The sequence below is a fragment of the Allobosea sp. MMO-172 genome (assembly GCF_037147855.1).
In the GTDB taxonomy this organism is placed as follows: domain Bacteria; phylum Pseudomonadota; class Alphaproteobacteria; order Rhizobiales; family Beijerinckiaceae; genus Allobosea.
Map to the genome: position 1 here is coordinate 207,506 of NZ_JBBCUM010000007.1, position 20,170 is coordinate 227,675.

Annotated in this window: 35 protein-coding genes and 1 tRNA gene; all 36 read right to left on the minus strand. The window is 67.1% G+C overall.

The window, feature by feature from the left end; translation table 11 throughout:
* The 36 genes from WFK61_RS12995 to WFK61_RS13170 all read right to left on the minus strand — a co-directional run bounded on the left by WFK61_RS12995 (window position 1) and on the right by WFK61_RS13170 (window position 20,126).
* Window positions 1–648 carry a hypothetical protein gene (locus WFK61_RS12995; RefSeq protein WP_336812244.1) on the minus strand — a complete coding sequence of 216 codons (648 nt, stop codon included), beginning with the start codon at window positions 646–648 and terminating at the stop codon, window positions 1–3.
* Window positions 645–1,232 (minus strand): hypothetical protein, encoded by a 588-nt coding sequence (locus WFK61_RS13000; RefSeq protein ID WP_336812246.1) that lies wholly within the window; start codon window positions 1,230–1,232, stop codon window positions 645–647. Before WFK61_RS13000 ends, WFK61_RS12995 begins: the two co-directional genes overlap by 4 nt.
* Window positions 1,229–1,711 carry a phage virion morphogenesis protein gene (locus tag WFK61_RS13005; protein ID WP_336812248.1) on the minus strand — a complete coding sequence of 161 codons (483 nt, stop codon included), beginning with the start codon at window positions 1,709–1,711 and terminating at the stop codon, window positions 1,229–1,231. Before WFK61_RS13005 ends, WFK61_RS13000 begins: the two co-directional genes overlap by 4 nt.
* A complete protein-coding gene (locus tag WFK61_RS13010) occupies window positions 1,708–2,136 on the minus strand; it encodes a DUF1320 domain-containing protein (RefSeq protein ID WP_336812250.1) in 429 nt (142 codons plus the stop codon). Before WFK61_RS13010 ends, WFK61_RS13005 begins: the two co-directional genes overlap by 4 nt.
* A gap of 165 nt (window positions 2,137–2,301) precedes the next feature.
* The gene (locus WFK61_RS13015; protein WP_336812251.1) at window positions 2,302–2,562 is read right to left on the minus strand and encodes an HI1506-related protein; all 261 of its coding nucleotides are present in this window, start codon (window positions 2,560–2,562) and stop codon (window positions 2,302–2,304) included.
* Window positions 2,563–2,624: 62 nt separating this feature from the next.
* Window positions 2,625–3,518, minus strand: coding sequence for a Mu-like prophage major head subunit gpT family protein (locus WFK61_RS13020; RefSeq protein WP_336812252.1), 894 nt, complete (start codon window positions 3,516–3,518; stop codon window positions 2,625–2,627).
* A 24-nt stretch (window positions 3,519–3,542) separates the two neighbouring features.
* Window positions 3,543–3,618: transfer RNA gene (locus WFK61_RS13025), tRNA-Met, on the minus strand.
* 3 nt (window positions 3,619–3,621) lie between these two features.
* On the minus strand, window positions 3,622–4,023 hold the full coding sequence (locus tag WFK61_RS13030; RefSeq protein ID WP_336812253.1) for a hypothetical protein: 402 nt from the start codon (window positions 4,021–4,023) through the stop codon (window positions 3,622–3,624).
* A gap of 32 nt (window positions 4,024–4,055) precedes the next feature.
* A complete protein-coding gene (locus WFK61_RS13035) occupies window positions 4,056–5,039 on the minus strand; it encodes a phage protease (protein WP_336812255.1) in 984 nt (327 codons plus the stop codon).
* 136 nt (window positions 5,040–5,175) lie between these two features.
* Entirely contained in the window at window positions 5,176–6,387 is a 1,212-nt protein-coding gene (locus WFK61_RS13040) for a phage head morphogenesis protein (protein WP_336812257.1), read from the minus strand.
* A 122-nt stretch (window positions 6,388–6,509) separates the two neighbouring features.
* Window positions 6,510–8,132, minus strand: a complete 1,623-nt coding sequence (locus WFK61_RS13045) for a DUF935 domain-containing protein (protein WP_336812259.1) — start codon at window positions 8,130–8,132, stop codon at window positions 6,510–6,512.
* A gap of 8 nt (window positions 8,133–8,140) precedes the next feature.
* Window positions 8,141–9,853 carry a terminase large subunit domain-containing protein gene (locus tag WFK61_RS13050; protein WP_336812261.1) on the minus strand — a complete coding sequence of 571 codons (1,713 nt, stop codon included), beginning with the start codon at window positions 9,851–9,853 and terminating at the stop codon, window positions 8,141–8,143.
* Window positions 9,846–10,424, minus strand: coding sequence for a DUF3486 family protein (locus tag WFK61_RS13055; RefSeq protein WP_336812263.1), 579 nt, complete (start codon window positions 10,422–10,424; stop codon window positions 9,846–9,848). The genes WFK61_RS13050 and WFK61_RS13055 overlap by 8 nt, the downstream gene beginning before the upstream one ends.
* The gene (locus WFK61_RS13060) at window positions 10,421–10,717 is read right to left on the minus strand and encodes a VpaChn25_0724 family phage protein (RefSeq protein WP_336812265.1); all 297 of its coding nucleotides are present in this window, start codon (window positions 10,715–10,717) and stop codon (window positions 10,421–10,423) included. Before WFK61_RS13060 ends, WFK61_RS13055 begins: the two co-directional genes overlap by 4 nt.
* The gene (locus WFK61_RS13065) at window positions 10,714–11,061 is read right to left on the minus strand and encodes a DUF2730 family protein (protein WP_336812360.1); all 348 of its coding nucleotides are present in this window, start codon (window positions 11,059–11,061) and stop codon (window positions 10,714–10,716) included. The genes WFK61_RS13060 and WFK61_RS13065 overlap by 4 nt, the downstream gene beginning before the upstream one ends.
* 5 nt (window positions 11,062–11,066) lie before the next feature.
* Window positions 11,067–11,285 (minus strand): hypothetical protein, encoded by a 219-nt coding sequence (locus tag WFK61_RS13070; protein ID WP_336812267.1) that lies wholly within the window; start codon window positions 11,283–11,285, stop codon window positions 11,067–11,069.
* A complete protein-coding gene (locus WFK61_RS13075) occupies window positions 11,251–11,628 on the minus strand; it encodes a hypothetical protein (RefSeq protein ID WP_336812269.1) in 378 nt (125 codons plus the stop codon). Before WFK61_RS13075 ends, WFK61_RS13070 begins: the two co-directional genes overlap by 35 nt.
* Complete coding sequence (locus WFK61_RS13080) at window positions 11,628–12,146, minus strand: lysozyme (RefSeq protein ID WP_336812270.1); 519 nt, start codon at window positions 12,144–12,146, stop codon at window positions 11,628–11,630. Before WFK61_RS13080 ends, WFK61_RS13075 begins: the two co-directional genes overlap by 1 nt.
* Window positions 12,136–12,354 carry a DUF7940 domain-containing protein gene (locus WFK61_RS13085; protein WP_336812271.1) on the minus strand — a complete coding sequence of 73 codons (219 nt, stop codon included), beginning with the start codon at window positions 12,352–12,354 and terminating at the stop codon, window positions 12,136–12,138. Before WFK61_RS13085 ends, WFK61_RS13080 begins: the two co-directional genes overlap by 11 nt.
* 91 nt (window positions 12,355–12,445) lie before the next feature.
* Window positions 12,446–12,859, minus strand: coding sequence for a helix-turn-helix domain-containing protein (locus WFK61_RS13090; RefSeq protein WP_336812272.1), 414 nt, complete (start codon window positions 12,857–12,859; stop codon window positions 12,446–12,448).
* Window positions 12,856–13,095, minus strand: a complete 240-nt coding sequence (locus tag WFK61_RS13095; protein WP_336812274.1) for a hypothetical protein — start codon at window positions 13,093–13,095, stop codon at window positions 12,856–12,858. Before WFK61_RS13095 ends, WFK61_RS13090 begins: the two co-directional genes overlap by 4 nt.
* Window positions 13,092–13,490, minus strand: a complete 399-nt coding sequence (locus tag WFK61_RS13100; protein ID WP_336812276.1) for a regulatory protein GemA — start codon at window positions 13,488–13,490, stop codon at window positions 13,092–13,094. Before WFK61_RS13100 ends, WFK61_RS13095 begins: the two co-directional genes overlap by 4 nt.
* Window positions 13,487–13,711, minus strand: coding sequence for a hypothetical protein (locus WFK61_RS13105; protein WP_336812279.1), 225 nt, complete (start codon window positions 13,709–13,711; stop codon window positions 13,487–13,489). The genes WFK61_RS13100 and WFK61_RS13105 overlap by 4 nt, the downstream gene beginning before the upstream one ends.
* Before the next feature lie 3 nt (window positions 13,712–13,714).
* On the minus strand, window positions 13,715–14,869 hold the full coding sequence (locus WFK61_RS13110) for a DNA-methyltransferase (protein WP_336812281.1): 1,155 nt from the start codon (window positions 14,867–14,869) through the stop codon (window positions 13,715–13,717).
* Window positions 14,866–15,540, minus strand: a complete 675-nt coding sequence (locus WFK61_RS13115; RefSeq protein WP_336812282.1) for a hypothetical protein — start codon at window positions 15,538–15,540, stop codon at window positions 14,866–14,868. The genes WFK61_RS13110 and WFK61_RS13115 overlap by 4 nt, the downstream gene beginning before the upstream one ends.
* Window positions 15,537–15,845 (minus strand): hypothetical protein, encoded by a 309-nt coding sequence (locus WFK61_RS13120; protein ID WP_336812283.1) that lies wholly within the window; start codon window positions 15,843–15,845, stop codon window positions 15,537–15,539. Before WFK61_RS13120 ends, WFK61_RS13115 begins: the two co-directional genes overlap by 4 nt.
* A complete protein-coding gene (locus WFK61_RS13125; protein ID WP_336812285.1) occupies window positions 15,842–16,525 on the minus strand; it encodes a DUF7168 domain-containing protein in 684 nt (227 codons plus the stop codon). Before WFK61_RS13125 ends, WFK61_RS13120 begins: the two co-directional genes overlap by 4 nt.
* On the minus strand, window positions 16,522–16,722 hold the full coding sequence (locus WFK61_RS13130) for a hypothetical protein (RefSeq protein ID WP_336812287.1): 201 nt from the start codon (window positions 16,720–16,722) through the stop codon (window positions 16,522–16,524). The genes WFK61_RS13125 and WFK61_RS13130 overlap by 4 nt, the downstream gene beginning before the upstream one ends.
* Window positions 16,719–16,979, minus strand: a complete 261-nt coding sequence (locus tag WFK61_RS13135; protein ID WP_336812288.1) for a hypothetical protein — start codon at window positions 16,977–16,979, stop codon at window positions 16,719–16,721. The genes WFK61_RS13130 and WFK61_RS13135 overlap by 4 nt, the downstream gene beginning before the upstream one ends.
* Before the next feature lie 7 nt (window positions 16,980–16,986).
* On the minus strand, window positions 16,987–17,685 hold the full coding sequence (locus tag WFK61_RS13140) for a DUF3164 family protein (RefSeq protein ID WP_336812290.1): 699 nt from the start codon (window positions 17,683–17,685) through the stop codon (window positions 16,987–16,989).
* A complete protein-coding gene (locus WFK61_RS13145) occupies window positions 17,678–18,169 on the minus strand; it encodes a helix-turn-helix domain-containing protein (RefSeq protein ID WP_336812292.1) in 492 nt (163 codons plus the stop codon). Before WFK61_RS13145 ends, WFK61_RS13140 begins: the two co-directional genes overlap by 8 nt.
* Window positions 18,166–18,606, minus strand: a complete 441-nt coding sequence (locus WFK61_RS13150) for a hypothetical protein (protein ID WP_336812294.1) — start codon at window positions 18,604–18,606, stop codon at window positions 18,166–18,168. Before WFK61_RS13150 ends, WFK61_RS13145 begins: the two co-directional genes overlap by 4 nt.
* Window positions 18,603–18,947, minus strand: coding sequence for a hypothetical protein (locus WFK61_RS13155; protein ID WP_336812295.1), 345 nt, complete (start codon window positions 18,945–18,947; stop codon window positions 18,603–18,605). Before WFK61_RS13155 ends, WFK61_RS13150 begins: the two co-directional genes overlap by 4 nt.
* 80 nt (window positions 18,948–19,027) lie before the next feature.
* The gene (locus WFK61_RS13160) at window positions 19,028–19,249 is read right to left on the minus strand and encodes a hypothetical protein (protein WP_336812297.1); all 222 of its coding nucleotides are present in this window, start codon (window positions 19,247–19,249) and stop codon (window positions 19,028–19,030) included.
* Entirely contained in the window at window positions 19,249–19,632 is a 384-nt protein-coding gene (locus WFK61_RS13165) for a transcriptional regulator (protein WP_336812299.1), read from the minus strand. Before WFK61_RS13165 ends, WFK61_RS13160 begins: the two co-directional genes overlap by 1 nt.
* A complete protein-coding gene (locus WFK61_RS13170; RefSeq protein WP_336812301.1) occupies window positions 19,629–20,126 on the minus strand; it encodes a hypothetical protein in 498 nt (165 codons plus the stop codon). The genes WFK61_RS13165 and WFK61_RS13170 overlap by 4 nt, the downstream gene beginning before the upstream one ends.
* Between the last annotated feature and the right edge of the window lie 44 nt (window positions 20,127–20,170).

Here is a 20,170-nt window from a genome sequence, read left to right on the forward strand (position 1 = left end):
TCAGGCTCCTACGACCGTGCCCTGCAGGACAGGCGCGGCCACTTTGGTTTGAGAGGTGATGTCGCGGGTGGCGTTGATCTGGCCGTCGATGGTCGCGGCGACGTTGGATCCGGCACCGGCATTGGCGCTGAAGCCCTTCAGCATCGAGACCGGGCCATCGAGCGTGATGCTCGCGCCGGACACCGTGATCGCGCCGTTCGAGGTCAGGACCATGGAGCCGTCGCTCTTCATGAGGACGCTCTGCTCGCCCTGCTGGATGAGCGTGCCGTCCGAGCGCATCGAGATCTTCGCGTCGCCATGCTCGATGACCTCGCCGTCCTGCTCGGCCGAGCCCGGCGACGGATGATCCTCGACCGGCCCGGCCGGCATGACGCGCGAGTGCTTGCCGAGCTCGCCGCCGGGCGAGATCACGAGGACGGGCTCGCCATCCCCGATCTTCCTGAAGCTGGAAACGCCGCCACCCTTCTTGCCCGAGGGAGCGATGTGAGAGAGCGCCGGGGACTCGAAGGGCTGGCCGTCCGCGCCCTTGTCATCGAAGCGCACCACGGTCTTGCTGCCTTCGCTGCGCTGCGCGGTGCCCGGCATGATCAGCGTGGCAACACGGCGTTCCAGCGCGGCGAGCCGCTTGGCGAAGATCTGGAGGTTCACGGCTCGCCTCCCACGCCGGGGACCGGCTGAGGCGGGCTGCCATTCGTCGAGAAGCTCGTCGGCCCCCAGGCGTTCAAACCGGTTTCAAGCGCCTGTTGAACGCTCGGCCGGGCGACCACGACTTCGAGCAGCCGCCACTTCGCCTCGACCAGCGCGATCGCGACATTCTTCTTGCTGGTGGCCTGCGAGACCGCGACCAGGCTCTGGCCGACGCTCGCGTCCGCGATCTTGCCGAGGCCGACCGAGGGATTGAGCTTCAGCGCCTGGCTGACGCCGGTGATGAGATCGAGCGCGGCCATGTCGGCCGAGGCGAAGCTGGGGTTGGGGCGGCCGGTTGCGCCCGCCACGACGACGAGCGCGATCGAGACGTCCATGTCGTCGCCGCCATCGGGCCGGGGCACGGGCTTGCCGGCGAGGAAGCAGATGCGGCAGGCCGGCGTCTTCGTGCTCTCGGCGACCAGGTCGGCGAGGTCGTAGCGGTCGAGCTCGATGCGCACGTCGCGAAAGAGGTTGACGTTCGGCGCGGTTTCGGCGGCGCTCATGACGCCGGCGACGGCATCGAGCAATTCGGCGATCCGGTTCATGGGAACAGGCTCCGCAGATACGCACCGGCCGCCTGGACGAGCTCGGCCCGATCCTCGCCCGAGAGGCCGATATAGGGCCGAGCCGGCATGGTGACCTTGCGCGCGAAGACCTGCCGGTTACCGATCCGGAACGACAGTCGGTCGGCCGCCTTCGGCAGGATCGTGCCGCCGAACTGATGGATCGCGGCATAGATCAAGCCGGAGCCGACGACGGCCTGCATGCCCGAGACCGCATAGTCGATCGAGCGTGCGAGCGCGCCGGAGCGATGCAGGATCGGGCGGCGCCCTTCGAGATTTGGCTTCCAAGCCGAGCCATCCGGCGCCGGGCCGCCGGCGATGAGGCGCTCGCGGACGGATTGCTGGATCAGGCGGGCGAGAGCTTCGAGCAGCTGCTCGCCCTGGAACGGGTTGAGCCGGGCGAGTGCCTGCTCGATTGTCTCGAAGCCCGAGAGCTGGACATGGATGGCGAGGGTGCTCATTCGAGCTCTCCCGACCAACGCCGCGGCTCGGCCGAGAAGGACGCGCCGCCGCCTGAGATGACGCCGGCGCCATCGCCAGAGCCGGCAACGGGCGTGAGCTCGACAATCTCGGCATCGCCGCGGGAGATCTTCAGCAGGAAGTCCATGCGCAGCTTGGCGCGCTTCTCGATCTCCTCCGACAGGCGATCCGCAGCCGGCGCGAGCTCCCAGCAGGCGATATCGATCGCGCATTGCTTCAGGATGGCGGGAACCGCCACGGCGATCGGCAGGACGTAGCGCTTGCGCAGGAAGGAATCGATCGTCGCCTGCGCCGCCTCGATCGCGTTTGCGACGGCAGTGTCCAGATCGAGATCGGCAGCCACCAGCGTTTCCAGGTGGTTGGCGCCGTATTTCGCCTCGATGTCTTCGCGGGTGGCGTAGGCCATGATGTCCTCTGAAACGGCAGTGGCGGCCTCTCACCGCCTCGGGGGAAGCAGTCCCCTGCAGCCGCCGCATCGCGGCGACGGACGCCTACTCAGCTCTCCCGACGCATCCGGGCCATACGAGGCGCTTGGATGCCGTTGCCCACGGAGCCTTTCGCTTGGATTTCGTCAGGCGTCGGGGGCCTTGTCCTTGAAGGGGCGCAGCGTGAGCTGGGGATCGTCGATGATCTGCTCGAACTGTTCCTGGTCGATCTCGGCGAGGTCGATCACGGTGCCGGCCTGACTGAATTCCAGGCCAGCGCGACGCCGGCCCTCCTTCGCGGTCGCGGCGACCATGATGCGGCCGCTCTCGGGCTTCCGGCGGTCGCGGGCAGCTTCCTGCTCGCCGGCCTCGGCAGTGCTGGCTTTCGACTTGCTTTTGGGGTCCATGGCGATCTCCTACGGGCTTGCCAAAGCCCTCCTCGCGGAGGGCTCGACGCAAACCCGGCCGATCAGCCGAGCCAGGGCGAAACGACGAGCTCGACGCGCCCGTAGTCCAGGTTGGACTCGCCCCCGGCGAGGTTCATCTTCTTGACGATGGTCTCGCCGGCGGAACGATTGGTCGGGCCGACCAGGAGGACGTTGGGCGTGATCGCCAGCGGCGCGCCGTAATCCTTCTTGAACAGCGACATCGCGTCGAAGGCCGACTTGAAATTCGCCGGATCGAGCGTCGCCTTCGAGCCGTAGGCGGTCTGCCAAAAGCCGAAGCCCGAGGTGTTGCGGCTATCGGCGCCGTAGACGAACTCCTTCCGCATGAACACCGACTCGTCGTCGGGATTGTCCATGGCGGCGAAGACAGGCTTCTTCCGGTTCTGGAAGATGATCGGCTTCACCGCCTTGGTCAGGTCGAGCAGGAACCAGGCCGGGCCGCCGCCGGCCTGCATGTTGGAGACCGAGGTCATCGAGCCATTGGCGTCGAGCACCGGATGGTCCGTATCGAAGAAGAACTGGCCGTCGAAGCAGTTCGTGCTGAAGCCCTTGCCGAAGGTCGGGAAGATGAGCTCGTCGGGCTGCCGCGCCGCGGCATCGCCGAGCATGGTCATCAGCGGCGCGAAGATGCCATACCGATCATCCTCGATCGCATTGCGCGTGACCTTGACGGTGTCTTCCCAGTCCTCGTTGACCAGGCGGTAGTCGCCGGTGCCGACGTTCTTCAGCTGGCGCTCGCCGATCCACTTCCGCATGCCGGGGATCTGGTTGAGGAACGGATAGAGCTCTTCCGAGGTCGTCGAGGGAACCTCCGTCGCGAAACGGCCCCACATCGACGCGACGGCGGCGAGGCCGGCCAGGAAGTTGGCGTGATAGCCCGTGGTCAGCATGCGCAGATTGGGGGAATTGATGATCATGGACCGTCCTCGCGATCAGGTTTCTGGTTGCGGAGGGCGGATTTGAACCGCCGACCTCCGGGTTATGAGCCCGGCGCGCTACCGCTGCGCCACTCCGCCAAAGTCAGGAAAATTCGACCCAGACGCCGGTCGCCTCGACTTCGAGGATCTTGCCGGCCTTGGATCGGGTGTTGGCGCCGTTGGTCTTCGCCACGGTCTCGTCATCGACGATGTAGCAATCGGCCAGCGTGTCGCCCTGGACGCAGGCGTCGCCGGCGGAATTCTTGAACTTGAAGACACCGCGCTTGACGGTGATCGACTTGTCGCCGGCGGCGCCGGAGTTCTCGACCGTCTCCTCCGCACGGCCCACGCCCTTCAGCGTTGTCGAGGTCGAGCCGGGGACAGCCTGGCCGGAGGCATTGGCAGCGACGAGCGCGCCCTGCTGGATCGTGGTCGCCGCGGCGACCGGAAGGACGAGCAGGTCGCGACCACGCTCGATGGTGTCTCTGGGCTTCGACAGCGGCATGGCAGCGCGTTCCTAGTGGGTCTGTGAGCGGATCAGGCGGCGCGAGCGGCCAGATAGGCGGCCTCGGTGAGGCCGAGGCTCTTGGCCATCAGCTTCTCGGCCTCGGAGAGCTGGCCAGCCGCCCCCTTGGTCGGATCGACCTTGTCGATCTCGGGATCGCCGCCGGCCTTCAGCACCACCGGCATGGCGTCGATCGCCGCCTTGGTGCCGTCGAAGTTGGACTTGGCGAGCGCGAGATACTGATCCTTGGCGGCCGGGGCGATCTTGCCGCCCTTGATGGCTTCGTCGACGAGCGAGCTGCAGCGCGCGAGATGAGCAGCATCGTCGGCGTCCTGGAGCTTCTTCTCGGCAGCCGCGAGCGCAACGACGGTGGCGTCATGTTGGGCCTTCGGGACGAACAGCGTCGGGTCGCCGGCCTTGAGCCGCGCGATCGCCGAGACGGCGTCGGTCTCGGGGGCGGTTTCGGCGAGGCCGAGCGCGGCAAGGATGGCTTTGGTCATGGATTGCTCCTGCTGGGAGGAAGTGGCCGCGACGGCCGGCATGTTGAGCGCGGGGGACGTGACCAGCGACGCGCCCTTCAGCAGCCGTGCGGTGGTCCGATCGGCGGCGAGAAACACCGCCGGAGAGATGTAGCGATAGGCCTTCGCGCGGAGAGCGCTGACCGCATCGGCCAGCCAGTCGATCTTGCCGAAGAGCCCTTCGGGCCGGGCATCCAGCTCGACGATCCAGCCGCGCGCCGGGCGAGCGCCGAGGGTCTCGACGTGCTCGGTCTCGTGAGCGAAGTCGATCGGCAGCTTCAGACCACCGGCGCGGAACACCTCGACCAGCGCTTCCGGGTCGAAGATGAAGTTGCGGCCGTCGCGGGCGACCACCTGGCCGCGCGGCGTCAGCTGGACCCATTCGGGCGGCTGCTCGTCTCCGCCAGCCTGCGCGGCGGCCATCGCGACCTCAAAGACGGCGATGCCGGCTTCGAGGCCTTCGGGCAAGGAGCTGCAGAGGGCGAGGCGCTTGGACATGCCCGCACCATGCGAGCAGCCGGCAGCAAAAAGGCCCCTGACGCGTGTCAGGGGCCGTGATTTGGTTTCGAGAGCAGATTGGCCTATATTGGGCTCGCGGTCGAGACAGTACCTCCGTCCCTGTGACGCGCGGGAGTTATGCCCCGCCGGCCGCTTCTTCCCCCCTCAGCTTGTCGGCCTGCCATTCCTCGATGCGGTGAGCGCTGTTGAGCAGCACCTCCTCCGCCGAGGTCCGCTTCAACACGACGATGTGCGGCTTTCCGTCGATCCGGAACACCACGCGCAGCTTGTCGCCGCGGGCCACGGCTTCCGGTCGATCGAGCCCTTGCTGCAGGGCCGCCCAGAACTCGGGGCCGATCTCTCGATGCTTGACGCCGATCTTCGCCGCGTCGGCGACCGAGAGCGCAACCGTCCGGGTGGTGGTGCCGAGCTGCGATGCGAGGGGATCGGGCAGAACCGCCACCGGCCAGCGCAGGCGCCCCGCGCCCGCCTGCTCGGGATCGAGCCGGCGCCGATGATCAAAGCGGGCGCCATTCTCCGTGACATAGGCGAAGACGGGATCTCGCCGCAGCATCTCGACGGCGGCCCGCCGGGCTTCGCTGCCCATCCGATCCAGCCTGTCGACCAGGCGCCGGCTCGCCATCTGCTCTCGGACCTTGCCGGGGTTGTTGTCCCAGCCTGGATCGATGCCGGCCGGCACCAGGCGCCTCTCGCCAGTCGTGCCGTTTTCCCAAGGGCGAAGATTGAGTGCCGGACGGTCCAACTGCGCCCCTTCGCGCGGCATGGCTCGAGACCGAACCCGGCATTTGCAGCGCCAACCGTTCGGCGGATAGTGCGTCGACCACCACGCGTCGTCGACCGGCAAGGTGGTGCCGACCCAGCTGAGATGCAGCGGCCGCTTCCGCTCCGACGTGCTGGTCAGATATTCGAGATAGGGCAGCGCGTCCTTGACGCGCTGGATCCGCGACCAGTCGCCGGCGGCCTCGGCCGAGCGGATATTGGCGTCGTAGATCAGATCGAGCCGGCGCAGCGAGCCGAGCTGGACCTTGGCGATCTCGCCGGTGCGCGGATCGATGACCTTCTTCTCGCCCCACCAGCCCTTGGCCTTCAGCACCGGCATGAGCTCGTCGCGGAACTGGGCGAAGGGAATGCGATCGACGACCGCCTTGCGGGTGGCGGCGCGGATATCGTCCAGCACGTCGAAGCCTGCCGTGCGGGCGACGGTGAAGCCGAGCGCATGTTCGCGAGGCGCGACCTCGTCCCAACGAAACGACGGCTTGGAGGGTCGCCGGTCGAAATATTCGACGACCGGTTTCGGCGCCGTGGCGAACAGGTCTTCAACGGCCATTGAAGGGCGAGCCCCACAGATGGCCCAGAACGGCCGCGAGCCGCTGACCGCCCCATCGGGCCGGAGAATCTTTTGAAACTGAAATTGAAAGCCCTGTGGCCGTTTGGCGCCCGGTCTGGCGTTCAGTCGAGCTCGGCATCGCCACGCCCTCTGCCGATCATCGCCACGACGCCGAGACGGCGTGCCAGCCGCTGGACCGGGAGATCCGGCGCGAGCTTCTCCAATGCGGCCTGGAATTCTTCGTACGAGGACACCTCGTCGGCCACCGCCCGGATTGCCGCGATGACGGGCGAGAGATCCGGCTGCCAGCCGTCGAGCGCCTCGGCGACGAGCTCGTCCACCTCGTCGGGCTCGGCCGTCGGATCATCCGCTGCCAGCAGCGTCGGGCCGCAGGACGGGCAGACGCGCGGATCGATGCGCAACGCCGAGGCCTTCGCGACCGGTACCTGCGGCGGTGGACGCCGAACGCCTGGCGGCTGCTCGCCGGGCGCGTCGGGCTTGGGGATGTTCAGGAGCTTGGCACCGGGGGCCGGCTCCTTCAGGCCGATGATGTCGTAGACCTGGCTCTGCTCCACCTCGAGCCCGCGATCGACGAGCTGCGTGAGCGCGTTCGACCAGACCTGAAGATCCTTGCGTTCCGGAATCGGGAAATGGACCTTCGGATAGGCCTTCTGGGGTCCGAAGTTGAGATCCACCACCGGGCGGATCAATTGCTCCATCAACGTGAGCTGCAGGTCGCGGGCGTCGGACTTGCGGATGTCGGCGCGGACCTTGTCCAGAACCTCCTCGCCGGCCTTGCTGGCGCCCGTGCCATCGCCGGGCTTGCCGATCACGAGCTTGGACATCTGCTCGTCGATGAAGCGCACGTTGCTTTCGAAGGGCTTGTCCGAGAATCCCTTGGCCTCGATGAAATCGATCGTCATCCCCTCGGGGACGATCGCCGCGGCATCGCGACCGAGATTGCGCACGGCGGCGAGCAGCACGGCGCGATCGTCGGCCGAAGAGCCGGGGCCGTATTTGCCGAGCCGGAGCGGCATTCCGTAGATTTCGAGGAACTGCGCCCAGTCCCGCATGCTGAAGCTCTTCAGCATGAACGACCAGGCGCCGACCCGCGCGAGGCCGTTGCGCGCCGGCAGGCCCATCTTCAGCAGCGGGACGTGGGTGATGAACTGCAGCGGTCCCAGCGGCACGCCATCGGTCTCGCCCTGGACGCGCAGGCGGAATTCCTTGCGGGTTTCCCGGTCGAACTGAAATAGGCGCGGATCTCGCCAGATGTAGCGGCGCGGGATCCACGCCGAACCGGTCTCCCAGATCGGCTCGACATGGGAATACCCCTTCGACAGGCCGTCCATCAGCATGTCCGGCAGGGTCTGGAAGGCCGGCGTCTCGACAACCTCGTTGCGCAGGAAGTCGGCGATATCGACGTCACGCTGATCTTCCGAGGCCGGATCGACCTGGGCGGTGAGCGCGGTGACCGCGTTCTTCCGGGTCTCCAGCACATAGCGATAGTGCGGCTCGCGCTCTTCGATCTCCTCGGCCAGCGTGAGGAAGTCATAGACCTCGCCCAGGGCGGCATCGCGCAGCGCCCGCGCCAGCCGGGCCGGCGTCAGGCCGGGCGCCATCATCTCATCGAACTGATGGCGGATGCCGGTGAGCTCCGGCACGGCCCGTTCCCGGGACAGAGCCGAGCGGTCGATCTTCACCGGAACGCCATAGGCGTCGAGCAGGCGGAATCTGTCAGCCATGGTTCACCTCACCAGAGCCCGTCACGCCGGCCAGGCATCATCACGTCGCGCGCCTGGTCGACCCGACGCATGCCAGTGCGGCGCGGCTCGTCGGCCCCGACCCGCGCCGACTGGTAGCCGTAGGCATCGTGCGGCTGACGCGTCGACGAATAGGCCAGCACGATCGCCATGCCGGCGTCGCCGTGGCGCATGCCGCCGGCGGCCGCCTCCGTCCGGACATGCGGCAGGCAGGCGATACCCTTCACAACCTTGAAGGCGCGCAGATCCGCGCCGACCTCAGCGTCGCGCGGTACCGCGATCATGTCGTCTTCGAAGGCCGCCTTCACCGGCGGCATCTCGACCCGGTACCACTCGGTCGAAAGCTTCACCTCGACCATGGCCGGCCCAAATTTCTGCATGCCGGATTCGGCGAGGCTGGCGCCGATGCCGGTGGCGTCGGTTCGCCCGCCGATGAAGCGAGGAAGCCCGCGCACAAGCGCGTCGCGGATCTGCTCCTGCTGCTGGAAGGGAACGCGGAAGAGTTCGACCAGGAAGGGAACGACCCTGCGCATCAGCCGTGTGATCTGCATCGGGCACATCACCGTCAGGTCGCGCAGGCGGCCGACGTCCATGCCGAAGCCGGACATCAGGTTCGGGTCCAGCGTGGCGAGCATGACCGGGCGCAGCACGTCCTCGATCCAGCGATCGACTTCGGCACGCCGGCGATGCTCGGGCTCAAGGTTGAAGCTCTCGGGGAACGAGAGCCGCAGAACGGGCGCATCGACCATCCGCGCTTCGATGAGAGGCCCGGGCAGCCAGGCGCCCGAGCCCTGGCTCGGGATGCAGTAGAGTTCCTCGTCGGCGCCGTCGCCATATTCGCCAAGCAGCTTAGCTCGCCAGTCCGCCTCCTTCTCTGCCGACCACTCACCGTGCTTGTGCGCGTTGACCAGACACATGCGCTCGAGCAGCCCGTCCTTCAGCGCATCGTCGAGGTCGAAGCGGACCAGGCCGTATTTCTTGCGGCCGGCCCGAATGTCCGTGATCGTCTGGTTGAACGGATTGTCCACGCCGTTATGCGTCGAGATCACCAGCACCTTGCCGCCCCACATCAGGAAGGCCAGGGCCGCCTTCAGCAGCTCGGCGAGATTGTCGACGAAGGCCGCCTCGTCGAGAATGGCGAAGCCTTGGCGGCCGCGCAGACTGCGCGGCTTCGACGACAAGGCGACGATCGAGAAGCCCGAGGCGAAATCGATCTTGAGCGCCTGGACGCCCTTTTCCGAGCCATCGTCGAACAACGTCTCCGAGATCTCGCCGCAGACCTTCTCGAAGAGCCGCGACCACATCGCGGCTGCGTCGATGAACTCCTTCGCCATGTCATGGGACGTGCCCATGTAGAGCGTGTCCATGCCGCCGTTGTTTCGGGGCGAGGCCGAGCGCAGCACCGCGTCGGCCGCGGCGCCCCAGGTGGCGCCGGTGCGTCGCGACTTCTCGACGAAGACGACATCGTAAAGATCGCAGGCGAGCGAGATCTTGCGCTGATACCCAAGCAGTGCCGGCGTCTCGCGCCAGCTCGCCGGGGTGGCGCGGCCCTGCTCGGTGCGGATCGCAATCCACTGCTCGCGGTTCGGGCGGTCGCCGACGTCGCCGATGGCGGCCGTGACCGCCATGGTGGCCGCGATCGCGGCGCTGGCGCCTTTCCGCAGCGCCTGACCAGCCGCCTTCAGAATTGCGCTATCAGTCATCGCGCACCCCGAAGAGCTCGCGTTTGAAGGCGTCCTTGGCTTCCGGCGAAAGCCCCTTGAACGCACCGACCTTTTCGATGGCGGCATCCGCCTTCTTGACGAAATCGCGCTCGATCATCTTCCGGGTGTCGGCGCTGATCTTCTTGGCGCGTTCTGCTCCGGTCAGCGCCGCGGCGAGGTTCGCCATCATCTCGGCCGTCAGCGGGTTGGCCTTCAGGTCGCCGGCGTTTTCCAGCATCTCGAAAACCATTGCCTTGATGGTTTCCGAGACCATCAGTGTCAGATCCTCATCTCCGCCGTCCTCGAACTTCGTCGCCAGGGCCGAGGCCATCTCGCGGACCTCGCCAAGGCGATGCGCCATGCGCGCCGTCCGGACGGCGGCCCGGTTGAAGGCCGAGGGTGAGATCGGAGCGATGCCCTTCAGCTTGAGGCGGAGGTTCAGCGCCTCGCGGATATCGTCCTGCGTCTGCTTGCGGGCGCGCAGCTCAGCGAAGGCCCAGGCTACATCCTCCTCGGCCTCGATCGGCAGGAGGTCGATGGAGGACAGCCGGCCCCGCTTAGCCTTGGTCATTTCGGCCTCGACGGGCGCTTCACGCCTTCGATGGCGATCTCGCGCGCGAGGTGGCGTGCGCCCTTCTCGGTCAGCGTGGGGATCAGAACGGTGCCGGCGGCGACCACCGAGACGGCGCCCATCTGCTCAAGCCAGCGCAGCTCGTCATGCACCCATTCACGCTCGCGGCGGATGGCATAAGTAGCGAGCTCGCGTCGGAGCAGTTCACTCTGCAACGACTCGTCCGGCTGGGCGGCGAGCGCTTTCAGGATGATGAGCCGCGCCTCCTCGCGGATGAAGGTGTCCATGCTCATCGCTTGGCCTGCTCCAGCAAGAATTCCTGCAAACGTTCGGAGATCGCGGCGACAGGCTTCAGTTGCTCGCCCATGGCGCGCATCTCGCCCTTCAGCTCAGCGAGCGAGAGCTGGATCGTATGGACGGAGCCTCGATCCGGCAGATGCCGGAACTCGTTCTCCAGCGCCGCCACGCGATCCTCGACCTTGTCGATCTTCTCGACCGTGTGGACGAACTTGCCGTCGAGCGACGCGATCGCCCGCTCGTGGTCCGTGCGGGTCACGAATTTCGAGGCGATCGCGAGAATCGCCCCCTGGCTCAGCAGGACAAGGACGCTGCCGTATTGCTGCAGGAAGGCCATCATCTCGTTCACGGCACGGCTCCATCCACGGCCGACGGCCGCCTCATTCCGAAATGCTGGCGAACCAGATCGCCGTCCTGGACAGCGAGCGACCGCTTGTCCTCGCAGTCGGCCAGCGCGCTGCGCGTCTGCGCGATCGCCACCTCGGCGTTGCGATCGACGCCGGGATCGTCGCAGGCCTCCCGCACCTTGCTATCGAGCTCCGGAATCGGCGCGCGGAGATCCAATGCGGATTTTCTGGAGCCGCAGCCGGCGAGCATCATCGAGAATGCAGCCAGCCCCAGCAGGCTTCTCGCGAAGCTGTTGAATGAGCTCATCGGTCGTCGTCTTTCGCTGAAGGCTTTCGGCGCGAACCTCCGAAAGGCGCTGCGCCATCTGGGTCTGGATCGCGACGGCGGCGTCGCGCTGCTGCTCCATCACGGTGACGGTCTGATCCAGACGGGCGATCTCGGCTTTCTGCGCTTCCCGCGCGCTCCCGGTCAGGTCGCCATAGAGCCACGCCACCGCGACGGCCGCCGCGAGAAGCAACGACGCGTAGGGCTCCGGGATCAGCTTGAGCAGGAGGCCCATCACAGGCCCTCCAGGCAGAGCTCGCGCTCGCCGATGCGCTGGGCGTCGCCATCCTCGCGCCGCCGCCTCAAGCCCTCGACGACCTGTCCGCCGGCACGGTTGAAGCGGGTGAAGGCCTCGCAGCTTTCCCGATAGCGGCCCTCGCGCGCCAACACGGCCGCCGTGGACTTGCAGACGGCGCCGACGCCGACGTTGTAGGAGACCGAGATGGCGACCGCCTGCCAGCTCTTCGGCTTGGCGTCGAAGCCGGAGATGCAGCGGGTCAGCGGCAGATAGTAGTCTTTCACGATGCGCTTGTTCAGCATCGCCTTGCACTCGGCCGGCGTGAAGCTCATGCCCGGCCGAACGGGCTTTCCGTCGACCCGCGTTTCGCCGATGCAGATGTCCCAGATCTTGGCGTAGCGATCCCAATGGGAGGTCGTGACCAGCCCCTCCCAGGGGACGATCAGCGCCGTCGTCGTCAGCGAGATCGCGGTGGCCGCGCCGGCGATCGCAAGCGTGGCTCGCCTACTCGCCATCGCTCGGCCCCGACACCGTCTCCTGCTTGATGACGCGGGCGACGCTCGCCGCCAGCGAAGCGCCGGTCACGGCGAGGAACGCGGAGACGCGGCCATCGACCCAATAGGTGATGCCAGCCTCGACGGCGGAGGCCGCGGCGACGATCAGGTTGATGTGGAAGGACCACGAGTGCCAGAGCACGCGCTTCCAGTTCGGGACGAGTTTCACGGGCAGCTCCGCACCGGGCGCGCGCCCGGTCATGCTGCCGACTATGAAAAGACTGACACGTGTCAGGGACCCTGACGCGTGTCAGGTGCGACTAAAGCAATTTGAGCTGAGGGGAGTTGTGCGCCCGGCGCCGGGAGCGAAACCGATGCACGGTTCGCGTGGTAACGCCTGCCTTCGCCGCCATCTGGTTGGCGGAATCGCCCCGCGATGCCGCATCTTCCAGTGCGCGCGCGGTGCGCCGACGAAGCGCCTGATAACTACCAGCAGGGCCGAAGGGAATCGTCAACTTCTGACGCGACCGGCCCGAACAGAAATGATCGCTGATCAGCTTGGCCTTCTCCCCGCCGACCGCCTCGATCAGCCAGTTGCCGGGCCGCAGGTGCGCGACGATGAAGACCTGCTGGCCACCTTTCGCTTCGGCGATCGCCAGCGCCGCCTCGATGCCGGCGACATCGGCGATCTCGGCGAGCAGCGGCGGAAGATCTGGCCAACCGGCGCGCGTCATCCCGACGCTCCCGGCTTCTGGCGCATCGAGCTGTCGAGCACCGTGACGAGCTCGCCATCTTCCACGATGTACTTCAGGCCGTCGGCGCTGATGGTGTACTCGGCGATGCCGGCCCGCTCGGCGATCTTGCGACCGCGCTCCAGCGAGCCGGAGATCATCGCTCGCAGCCGCTCGACATCGAGCGCTCCGGAACGCTCCAGGAAGCGGACGAGAGCATGGTCGGTAACGCGGATCATGCTTTCCCCCGGAGCCGGTTCTGCCAGGCCTTCAGCTGCTCGATCGCGAGGCTGGTCTCCGGCGGCTTCAGGAACTCCGGCGCCGAGACCTTGAACCTGCCGTGCACCCAGGCGCGCAGGGCCTCGCGGTCGATCGGGCCGGAATGGAGCGCGCCCCACAGGGCATAGAGCTTGCGGGTATCGTCCCGCTCGGCGCGCGGCCGGGTCGATTCCTTTGCGACCCAGCCGAGGCGCTTGAATTCGGCGATCACCGCGTTGGCCTGCTTGTCCGAGAGATCCCTGGAGCTGTCCGTGCCGGTGACGCGGACGAGCAGGCCGCGATATTCCGGCTCCTGCAGCTTCAGCTCGCGCCGGGCGATCTGGATCTTCTTCAGCATGGCGGGATGCGTGCTCATCGGCCGGTCCTCGCAATGGCGGCGACGAGGCCGACGCGCTGCTTCGTCAGCGCCTTCAACTGGCCTTCAATGATGCTCGATCGCCGCGGGGCGATATCGGCGATGATCTGCTTCAGGCGCTCGCGCTTCTCGTCCAGCCGGCGCAGCTCGTCCTTCGCAAGCAGCGCCGAGATGGCGCTGGCGTCGGACGGGGCTGGGCGCTGGGCGAAGAAGCGCGACATCGGTCAGGCAGCCTCCGATCCGTAGATGCGAAGGCGGGCGATCTCGGCATAATCAGGGTTCAACTCGATCAACGTGGAGCGAAGGCCGAGTTGGCGGGCGACCAGACCTACGGTGCCGGCGCCACCAAACGGGTCCAGGACGTGACCGGGTTCGCGCTCGAACTGCCCGCAGAGGCCGCCGCAGCTCGAGGGAGCGCCACAGGCGCCGCAGACAGAGGGTGGCGTACCGGCGCGGATGCAGCGCTCGGCCAGCTTGGGCGGAAACGTAGCGAAATGCGCTTCGCGGAATGGAGCGCTGGCTATCGTCCAGACGCTGCGCATGTTGCGGGTTTCGACGAGATCTGTGAGGGCCGCATTGAAGCTGGCATTCGCCTTCACGCCGCTGCCCGGCGGCGCGGACTTCCGGCCGAGACCTTTCCGGCCCAGCGGCACGCGGTCGACCGACATCCTGCTGTTTGGGCCGGGAGACTTCGGGCCGCGGCGCTTCGATTTGCCGGTCACCGGCTCTTTCGCCGCCTCGAAATTGTAGAAATAGTCTTCGCCCTTCGAGAGCAGCCAGACCTTTTCATGTGCCGTTGTCGGCCGGTCCTTCGTGCTTTCCGGCATGGCCGTCGGCTTGTGCCAGACGATCTCCTGGCGGACGTACCAGCCCCAGTCCTGGAGCGCGATCGCGAGCCGGTTTGCCACCATGCATAGATCTTTGTTCTTCAGCGTGCCGCCGGCGACGACGCGGCCCCCATGGTCGATGCGGCGCGTTCCGACGTGACCGATGCCGAGCTCGGAGCCGTAGAACCTGCCGCGCTTGGCCGCGTAGGCGGGATCGTAGATAGGGCCGACAGTCGAAAAGGGTTTGTCCCTGAAAGTGCGATCGTCGCCGGTGACATCCACCGCCGGGCGGCCATTCGGGGACGTGGCGAAGCAGTCGCCGTAGTTCAGCCAGACGGTCCCATCCGAACGCAGCACGCGCCAGATCTCGGCGAAGACATCGACCATCACGTCGATGTGCTCGCCCAGCGTCCGTTCCAGCCCGATCTGGCCGGCGACGTCATAGTCACGGAGCCCCCAGTAGGGCGGCGAGGTCACGACGCAATGGACGGATTGTGCGGGCATGGCGCGAAGGCGATCGCGGACATCGCCGATAAGGATCGAGACGGTCATGCCGCCACCTCGAACAGCTCGCGCTGGAACGGCGCGAGGCCGTCCAGATCGCCCCACTGGGCGGCCATGGCATCCGCGATGCCGGGGAAGAAGGTGCTGCGGTCGCGAGCCCGATCGGGGTTCCATCCCGAGGCGCGATGAATGCGCGACCAGGCCTTGTGCTCGGCGGTGCCCGACGCCGGTGGCGTGAGACGGTTGGTGGCCCGCAGCGGAGGCAGGCGCCGCAGATACAGGCCGGTTGCCTTGAAGGCGGGCTCGCCGAACCACCAGGGCTGCACGATCTGGGCCGGCGCCGCATAGTCGGCGATCCGCGCCTTGGCATAGCGATGCATGATCGGGTTTTCGGCGCAGATGCGCTCGATCGGCGCGGTCCAGAAATCGGAGAACAGGGCAGCGGCCTCGTCGAGCTCGGCCCACATCTCGGCTTCGGTTCGGCCGGGCGGAGGTGTCGAAAGCCAGCGCACCCCGGAATTGCACAGGCGGGTGCAAGGCGGATGCGCGACCATCAGCAGGTCCCAGCCGTCGCGAAGCAGCCTGCGAGCATCGCCGACAATGTGCCGGTTCGTGCGATCTTCAGCCGGCAGAAGGTCGCAGGACCATGCGTCGTGCCCGCGCGCTTCGAAGGCGCGGCGGACTATGCCGGAACGTTCGCAGGCGACCAGGACCCTCACGGCTGCCCTTCCTCGCCCGGCGCCGTAGCGGCCAGGATCTGGCTCTCGGCGATGGTTTCGCCCCAAGACATCACGGCCTTCCGCGCCTCGGCCGGCAGCTTCAGGAAGGCGCGGATCTCGTCTGCGTTGACGGCGAGTGTTTCCAGGGTGCGGACGGCCATCTCCAGCTTCCGGAGACCGTGTTCGGCAATCGCCTGAGGCCGACGCTCGCGCAGCTCGACACCCTTGAGCAGGCTCTGCTGCCGCACGACGGCGAACCTCACCTCCTCGATTTGCTGGACGAGCGGGATCGCGGGCGCGGTCATTTCCCGCTCCCGATCAGCTTCGGGCCGGCCGAGGCACCAACGCCGTGATGCAGGCCGACATCGGCGCCGGCGCGCCAACCTGCTCCTGCGGCCTGTGAGAAGCGCGGGTCGTGCGCCTTGATGGGGCGGGTAACAAGATCTCCGGCGAAACGGCGGGCGAGCGCCTGCTTCGCCTCCTCTCGAGCCGGCTTGCTGATCAGCGGCTTGAATAGCTCGAACATGCGCATGATCAGGCGGTTGACCATGCCCTCGACGAAGTCGGCGACGGCGGCGCGACGCGTAGCGAGCTTACGGCGGCGCCGATAGAACGGAGTTTCCTTGAATTCGCGCACTGCACGATCGACGGCGCGGAAGCAGATATCGCGGAGATAGGCGGCGATATCCGGGCCGGGTTCGCGGCCCATGAACAGCACGTCTGCCGAGTTTGGTCGGACGATCCAGTCGCAATTGGTGGCGACGGCGATGCCGGCCGAGAGCCTGTCGCGCCAAGCCGAGCGCTGCCATTTGTTTGGCGCGGTCGCCTCCGTAATTTCGATCTCGGCCTGGTCGAAAGCATGCTCCGCCATAAGACGAGCCGCGAGGCCGGCCGCAGCCATGGCCTCGGCCTCGGTGCAACCGTTCGCCTCGGTCTTCGCCTGCAGAGCGGCGATCTTGGCCTTCAGACGCTCGCGCGGGGTCATCCTCGGGGTTCCTGTGCACTGGAGACCGGCGGCACGCCGGCGATAATGTTGAGGCTGCCTTCGCGCATCGCGCGGGCCATGCCGGCGAAGGCAGCCTCGGCATCGGCATCGCTGTCGAATTCGAGGTTGACCGAGATCTTGTTGTCGCGGCGCTCGACCCAGCCGCGAACCGGCTTGATGGTCCGGTCCTCGGTCACCCGAACATCTCCGTCAGTTCGGGAAGGGTCTCAGCCTCGGGCCGGCGGCGCAGGACAGCGAACTCCCGCGGCGGCTGCGCGACGCCCTCGGTGCGCTGATAGACGCGGAGCCGATGCGCCATGCAGTAGCTGCTCGGCCAGGCCGTGGCGGCGCCGCAAACCCGGCGCCCACCGAACAGGTCGCGGCTGCCGGTGACGGTGTCGCAGACGAACCAGCGGCACTCGCCCGCCTTGGCCTTGGTCAAGAGCATGGCCATGGCGCCCTCACGCGTCGGCGATGTTGATCGGGATCGCCTCGAAGCGATCCTGCGGGCGCTTCCGCTGGTAGAAGCGGACGTATTCCTTGGTGCCCGTAACGCGGATTGCGTCGCGGATTGCCTTCATGGCGTTCGTCCAGCGCTCCTCGACGATGTCGAGCTTGAGCAGCAGAAACAGGTTCGCCTTGTTGATCTGGCCCTCCTTCTCGACGGCGAAGGCGCCCGTGATGACAGCGCGGATCTCCGGCCGGCTGTCAGAACCCCACTCGACCAGGCATTCGTCGATAAGGGCCTTGGCTTGCTGGAGCTGAGGGCCGAGCTCGATCAGGTCGGCTATCTGGACCTTGACCTGCATCAGGCCGTCGACGGTCTGGAAGGTGACATTGCCCTTCTCGCCACCGGCGCGAGCGCCATAATCCTGCTCAAGCAGCTTCTGGAAGCCGTTCAGGTCGGCGAAGGTATGTTCCTTGAAGCGCGAGATCTGCGCCGCGAGATCCTGCGCGAAGGCCATGACCTTCCGCACCATCTCGTCTTCGAGCTTGTCGGCGGGCTTCACCAGCTCGATCGGGACGAGGCGGCCCTTGGCGTCGCGCATATGCGGCTGGCCCGCGACCTCGACGATTCCGCTGGTGATGGCGGGCGCTGCGCGACCCGGAACGAACTGAACATCGGTGGCGGCCGGGATGACCGGAGTGGTCTCAAACATCGGAATTCTCCAGTTCGGGGGAAGGGTTGGCGCCGTCGGCGAAGGCCTCGGCGACGATCTGACAGAGGGCCACGATCTCGTGGCTGGAGATGCGAACCGCTTCGCGCTCCGGGTTGGCGAGGATGCGCCGGGCGATCGCGAGCGGGTCGATGGTCTCGGCCAGGCGGAACAGGCCGTTCTGCTGGATGGCCTTGAGCGTGCCGAACATTGCGTCCGTATCGACGCGGAAGCTGCGATCCTCGCGGCGGCGGCCTTGCGCCCGTTCGATCGCACGGACGATCGACGTGTGGTCTCGATCGCCGAAGATGCGGGCGAGCATGGGCTTGCTGACATCGACCAGTTCCGACGCCAGCCAGAGGGCGGCGTCGCGAGCCCGCACAGTGTCGGGGTCGCGGCGGTCGCCGACGATCTGGATGCGCGAGACATCCGTGACGGCCGAGACGGCCGCGATGATGATCTCGACAGTGACGTGGCGCTCGCTCATGCCGCCTCCCGCTGGATCTGGTCGGCGAGGCAGAGGAAGGCCGTCAGCAAGGCGCGCTGAGGCGTGAGAGCCGTGCGGGCCTTGAAGGCTGCGCCGTTGCGGACAAGCGCGGTGGCGGGCTGCTCGGAGGGCGCCTGGAGCGACCAGGACGTCTCCGGCAGGAACTCGCGCATGGCCTGCACGATCCAATCGACCGAGCCGGTGAACCTGTGAGGTCCGCTGCTGACCCAGTCATTGGTCAGTGGACTGACCCAGACAGTGCTAGGGATCTGATGGCCGTCTTCGTCGCGAACGCCGATGAAGCGTTCTTCCCATTTGAAGAAGAGGCTCATGACCTCTTCGTCGATATCGCGATCGGCGCCGCTTTCGTTCTGGATGCGGGCGACCAGGAGGCCGAGCTCCATGATGTCCGGCAGGGTGTGGAAGGGCCGGATCATACTGCGTCTCCGCCGCCCAGCGGCCGGGGCCGAGGCGCGATCGGCATGGCGATGACGTTCGTGTCGCCGATCGGCATGGCGAGGGCGGCGAGGCCGGGACGCGAGACATGCACCGGCCCGCCGCCATCCAGCTGGCGCTGGAGTTCGCGCTGCTGCTCGCGCAGCGCAGCCTGATAGCCGGGCTCGATCGAGGCCGGCGCGACCGCGTCGATGTCCGAGGCGACCGCGAGCAGCTCGTCTTCGAGCTCGGGCATCAGTTCCGCCTGCGCTTCCAGCTCGTCGGCCTTGCGCGCCAGCCGAGCGAGCGCAATCGCGAGCCGGCGGCAGACGGAGGGCTCCATGGGTTCGCCAAGGCATGCTTGGCGGCGCAGGGCTACGTAAAGGATGCGGAGATCACTGGAGACTGGCTGCTGTTGCATCGTCAGAGCTCCCGGCCGAAGCGGGCGACGTGGTGACGACGGCGTTCGGCGCGCTCGGTCGAGGCGAAGCCGCAGAGGCCGCCGAAGCCGAGCAGGATGCCGCCGGCCAGGAAGATCGCGTAGATCTCGGGCTCGCGGACGTAATGGAAGAGCGCGCCGGCGGCGAAGGGACCGAGCATCGCGGCGCCGAAGCAGAACAGTTTGAAGGCGGATTGAAAGAGCATCAGGCGACATCCTTCTGCTGGCGGTGGATGCATCGACGGCAAGCGCGATAGAGACGCGCTCGTGCGGGATTGGCGGTGCTGAAGGGCTTGCCCTGATTGTCCAGGCACTGGTCGCGCGCGATCTCGCCGAGAACCGGGCACTCGACCGTTTCGCCCATGAGAGCGCCCCGGATCGTGACGAAGAGCTTGGGCAGATCGCCGTTGTGGTACCTGTTCGAAAGGACGTAGGAGATCGTCGCGTCGGAATAGCCCAGCCGCTGAGCGACGGAGTGCTGGGACCGCGCGCGGCAAGCTTCAGCCAACGCGACGACCTCGACCGGTATTCCCTCACCCCATGCGCGCCGGGCGCGCTCGACCGGGCCGGCCTTCACCGGGCGGCTCATGACGACGCTCCGTTAAGGTTAATGGCGCGCCCGAGGTTTAGGTCGAAGACGAAGGCGGTTGAGGTGACGGGGGCGCGGGGGCCGGTGTCGGCCGCTGGCTTGAGGCGCCACAAGCCGCCGTGATCAGCGACCACGCCGGCCTGCATCAGCGACCGGCAATAGGTTCGAACCGCATGCGCTGTGACCTGGCATTCCTCCGTCGAGGCGGCATCGGCCAAATCATCGGTCTTCCAGCTGCGAAGCTTGCGCATCGCTGCCCACATCTGGCGCTGCTGCTGGGCGCATCGTCCGTTGGTCATGCGGCTCAGTGGCGGGGCCTCGCCGGCGATCTGAACGGCATAGGTCGGCCCATGGCGACCTGTTCCCACGGCCTCCAGAACCCGCTCGCGGTGCAGGAAGCCGATCCACTCGGCGACCGGCGGATAGGCAGCCGGAGTCAGCGCGGCAATCGTGCCCACGCCGAAATGGCCGTAATCGGAGGAGAGCGTACGCATCGCCTGCCACGCGATCGCGCGTGCACTATCGGGAAGTCGGGCGG

Excerpts from the sequence above, each read along its gene's own strand:
- WFK61_RS13075 (WP_336812269.1), bottom strand. The coding sequence starts at position 11,628 with ATGGGCCTCCTGCTCAAGCTGATCCCGGAGCCCTACGCGTCGTTGCTT.
- WFK61_RS13010 (WP_336812250.1), bottom strand. The coding sequence starts at position 2,136 with ATGGCCTACGCCACCCGCGAAGACATCGAGGCGAAATACGGCGCCAAC.
- WFK61_RS13165 (WP_336812299.1), bottom strand. The coding sequence starts at position 19,632 with ATGAGCCGCCCGGTGAAGGCCGGCCCGGTCGAGCGCGCCCGGCGCGCA.
- WFK61_RS13030 (WP_336812253.1), bottom strand. The coding sequence starts at position 4,023 with ATGCCGCTGTCGAAGCCCAGAGACACCATCGAGCGTGGTCGCGACCTG.
- WFK61_RS13150 (WP_336812294.1), bottom strand. The coding sequence starts at position 18,606 with ATGATCCGGCCCTTCCACACCCTGCCGGACATCATGGAGCTCGGCCTC.
- WFK61_RS13090 (WP_336812272.1), bottom strand. The coding sequence starts at position 12,859 with ATGACGCGCGCCGGTTGGCCAGATCTTCCGCCGCTGCTCGCCGAGATC.
- WFK61_RS13135 (WP_336812288.1), bottom strand. The coding sequence starts at position 16,979 with ATGGCCATGCTCTTGACCAAGGCCAAGGCGGGCGAGTGCCGCTGGTTC.
- WFK61_RS13145 (WP_336812292.1), bottom strand. The coding sequence starts at position 18,169 with ATGAGCGAGCGCCACGTCACTGTCGAGATCATCATCGCGGCCGTCTCG.
- WFK61_RS13125 (WP_336812285.1), bottom strand. The coding sequence starts at position 16,525 with ATGACCCCGCGCGAGCGTCTGAAGGCCAAGATCGCCGCTCTGCAGGCG.
- WFK61_RS13005 (WP_336812248.1), bottom strand. The coding sequence starts at position 1,711 with ATGAGCACCCTCGCCATCCATGTCCAGCTCTCGGGCTTCGAGACAATC.
- WFK61_RS13095 (WP_336812274.1), bottom strand. The coding sequence starts at position 13,095 with ATGATCCGCGTTACCGACCATGCTCTCGTCCGCTTCCTGGAGCGTTCC.
- WFK61_RS13040 (WP_336812257.1), bottom strand. The coding sequence starts at position 6,387 with ATGGCCGTTGAAGACCTGTTCGCCACGGCGCCGAAACCGGTCGTCGAA.
- WFK61_RS13160 (WP_336812297.1), bottom strand. The coding sequence starts at position 19,249 with ATGCTCTTTCAATCCGCCTTCAAACTGTTCTGCTTCGGCGCCGCGATG.
- WFK61_RS13065 (WP_336812360.1), bottom strand. The coding sequence starts at position 11,061 with ATGATGGCCTTCCTGCAGCAATACGGCAGCGTCCTTGTCCTGCTGAGC.
- WFK61_RS13155 (WP_336812295.1), bottom strand. The coding sequence starts at position 18,947 with ATGGAGCCCTCCGTCTGCCGCCGGCTCGCGATTGCGCTCGCTCGGCTG.
- WFK61_RS13140 (WP_336812290.1), bottom strand. The coding sequence starts at position 17,685 with ATGTTTGAGACCACTCCGGTCATCCCGGCCGCCACCGATGTTCAGTTC.
- WFK61_RS13110 (WP_336812281.1), bottom strand. The coding sequence starts at position 14,869 with ATGACCGTCTCGATCCTTATCGGCGATGTCCGCGATCGCCTTCGCGCC.
- WFK61_RS13120 (WP_336812283.1), bottom strand. The coding sequence starts at position 15,845 with ATGACCGCGCCCGCGATCCCGCTCGTCCAGCAAATCGAGGAGGTGAGG.
- WFK61_RS13170 (WP_336812301.1), bottom strand. The coding sequence starts at position 20,126 with ATGCGTACGCTCTCCTCCGATTACGGCCATTTCGGCGTGGGCACGATT.
- WFK61_RS13035 (WP_336812255.1), bottom strand. The coding sequence starts at position 5,039 with ATGTCCAAGCGCCTCGCCCTCTGCAGCTCCTTGCCCGAAGGCCTCGAA.
- WFK61_RS13080 (WP_336812270.1), bottom strand. The coding sequence starts at position 12,146 with ATGGCGAGTAGGCGAGCCACGCTTGCGATCGCCGGCGCGGCCACCGCG.
- WFK61_RS13055 (WP_336812263.1), bottom strand. The coding sequence starts at position 10,424 with ATGACCAAGGCTAAGCGGGGCCGGCTGTCCTCCATCGACCTCCTGCCG.
- WFK61_RS13015 (WP_336812251.1), bottom strand. The coding sequence starts at position 2,562 with ATGGACCCCAAAAGCAAGTCGAAAGCCAGCACTGCCGAGGCCGGCGAG.
- WFK61_RS13000 (WP_336812246.1), bottom strand. The coding sequence starts at position 1,232 with ATGAACCGGATCGCCGAATTGCTCGATGCCGTCGCCGGCGTCATGAGC.
- WFK61_RS13060 (WP_336812265.1), bottom strand. The coding sequence starts at position 10,717 with ATGAGCATGGACACCTTCATCCGCGAGGAGGCGCGGCTCATCATCCTG.
- WFK61_RS13020 (WP_336812252.1), bottom strand. The coding sequence starts at position 3,518 with ATGATCATCAATTCCCCCAATCTGCGCATGCTGACCACGGGCTATCAC.
- WFK61_RS13045 (WP_336812259.1), bottom strand. The coding sequence starts at position 8,132 with ATGGCTGACAGATTCCGCCTGCTCGACGCCTATGGCGTTCCGGTGAAG.
- WFK61_RS13105 (WP_336812279.1), bottom strand. The coding sequence starts at position 13,711 with ATGTCGCGCTTCTTCGCCCAGCGCCCAGCCCCGTCCGACGCCAGCGCC.
- WFK61_RS13050 (WP_336812261.1), bottom strand. The coding sequence starts at position 9,853 with ATGACTGATAGCGCAATTCTGAAGGCGGCTGGTCAGGCGCTGCGGAAA.
- WFK61_RS13100 (WP_336812276.1), bottom strand. The coding sequence starts at position 13,490 with ATGAGCACGCATCCCGCCATGCTGAAGAAGATCCAGATCGCCCGGCGC.